The organism is Nibrella saemangeumensis, from assembly GCF_039541915.1.
Lineage (GTDB): Bacteria > Bacteroidota > Bacteroidia > Cytophagales > Spirosomataceae > Nibrella > Nibrella saemangeumensis.
In genome coordinates, this window is sequence record NZ_BAABHD010000077.1 from 109,011 (window position 1) to 115,208 (window position 6,198).

Consider the following 6,198-nt stretch of genomic DNA (forward strand, 5'->3'; position numbering starts at 1 on the left):
TGGCTATGGTCAGTTGGGTTCACGTTTGTCCTATATTGCAGGAGTAAGTTGACCTCCTGTGGAAGCATGGAACTGACCATAAGTACGCCCGCCCTGCTGTTTTCGACCGTATCGCTGCTGATGATTGCCTTTACCAATCGCTTTCTGGCTATTGCCAGCCTGATTCGCGATTTGCACGAGAAATTCCGGACCAAACCCGATACGGTGTATGTCGCCCAGATTCAGAACCTGCACCGGCGGCTGCTCATCATCCGTAACATTCAGATTTCGAGCGTAATCAGCCTGCTGCTGAGCGCCATTTGTATGCTGGTCATCTTCCAGGGCAATCAGACCTCCGCCCGGTGGTTATTCGGGTCGGCGCTGCTGATGCAGATTCTGGCGCTCATCTTATCCGTCTTTGAAATATCAATATCCATCAATGCACTCAAAATAGAGTTGAGCGATATGGAAAAGGAGTTGGGGCGCCGGAGTTTTGAGTTCTTCAATTTGCGGTCGCGGCACGCTGGCCATGGTCCGACCCGAACGCCGGAATAAACCGACGCAGAGAGGGGGTCAGGGTAAATTACCGGGGCTATAGCACATAATAGCTTTCTTCGCTTATATTTGTTAAGATACACGTTGACTACCCCACTACGCGAATGACTTTTTGTTTGGGCATAAAGATTGCCGCCGGCCTGGTGGCGATCGCCGATACCCGTCTGACCTCCGGCACTGAAGTTTCCTCGAATCGCAAGATTTCGGTACACGAAGTTGAAAATCACTCCCTCTTCATCATGACGTCCGGCCTACGGTCGGTGAGGGACAAGGCGATTACTTATTTCAAGGAGGTTATTGCCGAACAGGATCAGTCGTTCGATAAACTCTATAAGGCCGTTAACGCCTTTGGGCAGCAGGTGAAGCGGGTAGCGCAGGAAGACAAAGCCTCGCTAGAGGCCAGCGGCATGCACTTTAACCTGAACGCCATTGTGGGTGGACAATTGCAGCATGATGAGGAGCATAAACTGTATCTGCTGTATCCGGAAGGTAATTGGGTGGAGGTAGGCACCGGTTCCCCGTTCTTTATCATTGGTAATTCGGGCTATGGCAAACCTCTTTTGTACCGGAACCTGACGTTTGAAAGCAGTTTGCAGGAGGCTTTAAAGATAGGTTTTCTGGCCTACGATGCAACCCGTGTGAGCGCCAACGATGTCGACTATCCGCTGGATGTGTTGCTCTATCAGAAAGACAGCTTCCACATGACCGAGTACCGGCTCGAAAAAGAGGATATGGACGAGATTTCGTACCAGTGGAGTGCACTGCTCAATAATTCGGTCAGGAAGCTGCCTACATACTGGATGGACCCTATTTTCGATAAACTACACGCAAACAAATCACCGGCATGATCCTGGAAGTAAAGCATCAGCTTCAGTACGACTATGATCAGGCTGTCACCCTGAATCCCCATACGCTGTATCTGTACCCCCGCACGTTTCCTTACCAGCGGTTGGTCGACTACCGCCTGGTCATTGACCCGGTACCGGCCAAAATCGTGCGGAACATCGATGTGGAAGGGAATATTCAGCAGTTGCTTTACTTTAGCGGCACCACAGACTACCTGAGTATTACGGCGGAAATACAACTGGAGTCGGAGGAGTTTAACTCCCTGGACTTTGTGCTGTTTCCGTTCGAGACGCAGCGGGTGCCCTTCCGGTATCCCGACCCAGTGCATCAACTGCTGCTGCCCTACCTGGTGCGCGACGGCGTAACCGAGCCCATTGAACACTGGGCGCGGCAGATGGCGGCTGCCGCACAATGGCAGACGGTGGCGTTTCTGACGTACCTGAACCAGACCATTCGCCAGTTTAAATACGAAATTCGCGAAGATGGGGCACCCTACCCACCCGAGCAGACGCTTTTCAATCGCAGTGGCTCCTGCCGTGACTATGCTACCCTGTTCATGGCTGCCTGCCGCAGCCTGGGGTTAGCCGCCCGGTTTGTCAGCGGATACCTGTACGGTAGCCACCAGCAGGAGCACGAACTACACGCCTGGGCCGAAGTGTACCTGCCCGGTGCCGGCTGGCGCGGATTCGACCCTACCGAAAACCTGGTGGTGGTTAACAAACATATCTTTCTGGCTTCTTCTGCCCGCCCGGAGCTGACAGCCCCGGCAACGGGTACGTTTTTGGGTAAGGCGCAGTCGTCCCTGCGCGCTCATGTCGATATATGGTCGCCAGCCAGCCTGGGTATCTCCTGACATATGTTAACGCTTTAGCTAAATAGTTATCTTAAATACGCCTGCGCCCTATAGGAAATTCACGGGGGCGCTTATCTTTGTGCGTATCGAAAAAAGTTTACCTGACCCATTCACGTGGCATTAATTAAGTCTATTTCCGGCATACGGGGAACAATTGGCGGGCGCAGCGGAGAAGGGCTGACGCCTTTAGATGTAGTGAAGTTTTCGGCGGCCTTCGGACAGTGGCTGCTCCAGCGGCAGCCGGCCAACCGGACGGTGGTGATTGGGCGCGACGGCCGTCTGTCGGGCGAGATGGTATCCCGGCTGGTATCGGCCACGCTGCAGGGCCTGGGCCTGAATGTTCTCGATCTGGGGCTATCGACAACACCGACGGTTGAACTGGCCGTGGTAGGCGAGAATGCCGCCGGGGGAATCATTCTGACCGCCAGTCATAACCCCATACAGTGGAACGCCCTGAAACTGTTAAATGAGCAGGGCGAGTTCATAACCGCCGAAGATGGCGCGGAGGTTTTGGCCATCGCTGAGGAGGAACGCTTCCAGTTTGCTGATGTCAAGAAACTGGGGCAGTACAGCACCGACGATACCTGGTTACGCAAACATATTGAGATGATTCTGGCGCTCCCGCTGGTCGACCGGGAGGCTATTGCCCGTAAGAACTTCCGGATTGTCGTGGATGCCGTCAACTCTACCGGTGGGATTGCCGTGCCCATGCTGCTGGAGGCTTTGGGGGTAGAGCGCATTACGAAATTACACTGCGAACCGACCGGTAACTTCGCCCACAACCCCGAGCCGCTTCCGGAGAACCTCCGTGACATCATCAATGAGATGGAGAAATCCGATTACGACCTGGGCATTGTGGTTGACCCTGACGTAGACCGGCTGGCGCTCATCAGCGAGGATGCTTCGCCGTTCGGCGAAGAATATACGCTGGTTGCCGTAGCCGATTACGTGCTGAAGAACCGGCCTCAGGATGGAAAGCCCAATAATACCGTATCCAATCTGTCATCGACGATTGCCCTGCGCGATGTGACCCAAAAGGCCGGTGGCCAGCATTATGCCTCAGCGGTGGGTGAGGTCAACGTGGTGGAGATGATGAAGGAGAAGGATGCCGTTATCGGGGGCGAAGGCAACGGAGGAATCATCTATCCTGACCTGCACTATGGCCGCGATGCGCTGGTTGGCATTGCGCTGTTCCTGAGCCACCTGGCCAGGTTTGGTAAACTGGCGTCCATTATGCGCCGGATGTATCCGAGTTATTATATCTCCAAGAACAAAATAGAGCTAACCCCGGATATTGATGTCGATGCCGTACTGGAGCGCATCAAAATCCGGTATGCCAGGAATCCCATCAACACCATCGATGGCGTAAAGATTGAATTTGATAAGGAGTGGGTTCACCTGCGCAAATCGAATACTGAACCCATTATTCGCATCTATTCCGAATCAGATACCCAATCAACCGCCGATTACCTGGCGAATAAGATCATTTCGGACATCAAGGAGGTAATCTCCGAAAGCATGTATAAGGAGTAGGCAGTCTCCAGTTTGCAGGAGGCAGAAAGGTCATCGTTTAGGCGGTGACCTTTTGCTTTTGTTATGCCAGCAATTGCTCCGTCCGGATGCCGTGGGCGCAGCGAAAATGACCCAGGGGACAGGCTTTGCGGCCGTGCAGGTTGCAGGGTTTACAATCCAGTTGCTCGCTGATTTCTACGGTGCGGGAATGGTCCGCCAGCGGTCCAAAGCCAAACTGGGGTACGGTAGAGCAGAAGATAGCCGTAGTCGGTGCGTTCATGGCCGACGCCATATGCATTGGCGCCGAGTCGTTAACGTAGTTCATGGCGGCTCCCTGCATCAAAGCCGCCGACTGGAGCAGCGATAATTTACCGGCCAGATTAACTATATTAGGACGATTTGCCTGCGCAGCAATGCGCGCGCAGGCTGCGCTGTCATTTGGCGCTCCCAGCAGATAAATGTTGTGGTGGGCGGGTAACTGCTGAATCAGATCGACCCACTTCTCCTCCGGGTACTGCTTGGTAAACCAGACTGATGTGGGAGCGATACAAACGTAGGACTGCTGCTGGTAATACCGCACAGCCTCGTAATCGGTCGGAGAGGGGTATAGTTTTGGCCGTGTCTGCTGGGGTGTATTTCCTAACGGGCGCATCAGCGCGGCATTCCGGTCTACTTCGTGAACGCCCGGTTCGATCCGGTGCGGTACCGCATGGGTATAGAATCGCGAAAAGGGGTTTTTGTCAAAACCAATGGTGACGTTTGCTTTCGATAGGGCGGTCAGCAGGCCGGTCGCGCCGAAGCGCTGCAGGTTGATGATAGCATCGTATTGCCGGTGCCGGACCGTGCGCAGCAGCCGGTATAAACTTCTGTATTTTCCTTCTTTTTTGTGCCAAATCAGGACATCATTCAGGTGGGGATGATTGGCCAGCAGGCTTTCGTTTCCCTTGCGCACCATCATGTCAATGACTGCCTCGGGAAACTGGTGCCGGACCTCTTCAAGCAGGGCGGTAGCGAGTATCACATCGCCGATAAAAGCCGTTTGAATGATAAGGAACCGGCGGTAAAAACTTGTGGTTATCATAAGTACGCAAAGTTGCGTAATTTTACGGTTCGTCGTAACGATAGAATGGAGGAGTACGAATTACATACGTTGCCCAACGGCATACGCATTGCTCATAAACAAATACTACACACCCAGATTGCACATTGCGGCCTTATGCTGGACATCGGCAGCCGCGATGAGCAGCCACACCAGCAGGGACTGGCGCATTTTTGGGAGCACATGGCCTTTAAAGGCACTCAAAAACGCAAATCACACCACATTATAAACCGGCTGGAAACCGTTGGTGGCGAACTGAACGCCTATACGACGAAAGAGAAAATCTGCTTCCACGCATCACTGCTGGGAATCCACTTTGAAAAGGCCACGGAACTCCTAGCCGATATAGCGTTTCATTCCGTATTTCCGGAAAAGCAGATCGAACGGGAGCGGGGCGTTATTCTGGAAGAGATGGCGATGTACTACGACTCGCCTGAAGACGCCATTCAGGATGACTTCGACGAAGTGGTTTTTAAGAATCATCCCCTAGGCGGTAATATCCTGGGTACGCCCGAAACCGTGCGGTCTTTTAACCGGGACTACCTGCAGCAGTTTATCAACGATAACCTCGATACCGAGCGGGTGGTATTTGCGTCGGTCAGCAATTGGCCGTTCAAGAAAGTAATTAAGGTGGCTGAAAAGTACCTGAAGGACGTTCCGCACCGGACTACGACTCGACTGCGCCAGGCACCCAATGGCTATGTGCCGCAGCGGCTTGAGGTGACACGGCCCATTACGCAGGCACAGTCGGCGATTGGCCGCCCAGCCTACGCGCTCACGGACCCAAAGCGGTTGCCGTTCTTTATGCTCGTTAACCTGCTGGGTGGACCGGGCATGAACTCCCGGCTAAACATGAACCTCCGCGAGCGCTACGGCCTGGTGTACTCCATCGACGCCAGCTACACGCCATACCTGGACACGGGGTTTCTGGGTATCTACTTTGGTACCGATCAGAAACATCTCGACCGCAGCCATACGCTCATTCTGAAGGAGTTGAAGCAGTTGCGCGAAAAAACGCTGACGAACCTGCAACTGCACAATACCAAAGAGCAACTGATGGGTCAGATGGCGATGGCGGAGGAAGGTAACCAGAGCTTCATGCTGATGCTGGCCAAAAGCCTGCTCGATATCAATAAAGTGGAGTCGCTCCCGGACATCTTCAACGAAATACGGGCGGTCAAAGCAAGTGAGCTCCAGGACATCGCCCAGGAGATGTTCGACGAGAGCCAGTTGAGTTACCTGACGTTCCTGCCGGAAGCAGAGGAGGAGTGATTTTTTGTCATGCCGACGCAGCCGGGCGGCCGGTGCCGAGGCATCTTAATTGTAATTCAATCAGCAAGATGCCTCGGCACCG

The 6,198-nt window shown here is 53.7% G+C and carries 6 protein-coding genes; 5 read left to right on the plus strand and 1 reads right to left on the minus strand.

Translation table 11 applies throughout. The features are described from left to right. Positions 1-66: 66 nt before the first annotated feature. From ABD949_RS22360 to glmM, 4 genes are all read left to right on the plus strand, one after another. Positions 67-534, plus strand: coding sequence for a DUF2721 domain-containing protein (locus ABD949_RS22360; protein WP_345247200.1), 468 nt, complete (start codon positions 67-69; stop codon positions 532-534). A 104-nt stretch (positions 535-638) separates the two neighbouring features. Further along, entirely contained in the window at positions 639-1,382 is a 744-nt protein-coding gene (locus ABD949_RS22365; RefSeq protein ID WP_345247202.1) for a proteasome-type protease, read from the plus strand. Then, positions 1,379-2,233 (plus strand): transglutaminase family protein, encoded by an 855-nt coding sequence (locus ABD949_RS22370; RefSeq protein WP_345247203.1) that lies wholly within the window; start codon positions 1,379-1,381, stop codon positions 2,231-2,233. Before ABD949_RS22365 ends, ABD949_RS22370 begins: the two co-directional genes overlap by 4 nt. Positions 2,234-2,347: 114 nt before the next feature. Further along, a complete protein-coding gene (gene glmM, locus ABD949_RS22375; RefSeq protein ID WP_345247204.1) occupies positions 2,348-3,766 on the plus strand; it encodes a phosphoglucosamine mutase in 1,419 nt (472 codons plus the stop codon). 61 nt (positions 3,767-3,827) lie between these two features. Here glmM and ABD949_RS22380 read toward each other — a convergent pair whose 3' ends face one another. Beyond that, a complete protein-coding gene (locus tag ABD949_RS22380; protein ID WP_345247206.1) occupies positions 3,828-4,826 on the minus strand; it encodes a glycosyltransferase family 9 protein in 999 nt (332 codons plus the stop codon). A gap of 45 nt (positions 4,827-4,871) precedes the next feature. Between ABD949_RS22380 and ABD949_RS22385 the strand changes: the two genes are divergently transcribed. Beyond that, a complete protein-coding gene (locus ABD949_RS22385; protein WP_345247208.1) occupies positions 4,872-6,116 on the plus strand; it encodes a M16 family metallopeptidase in 1,245 nt (414 codons plus the stop codon). The last annotated feature ends 82 nt before the right edge of the window (positions 6,117-6,198 follow it).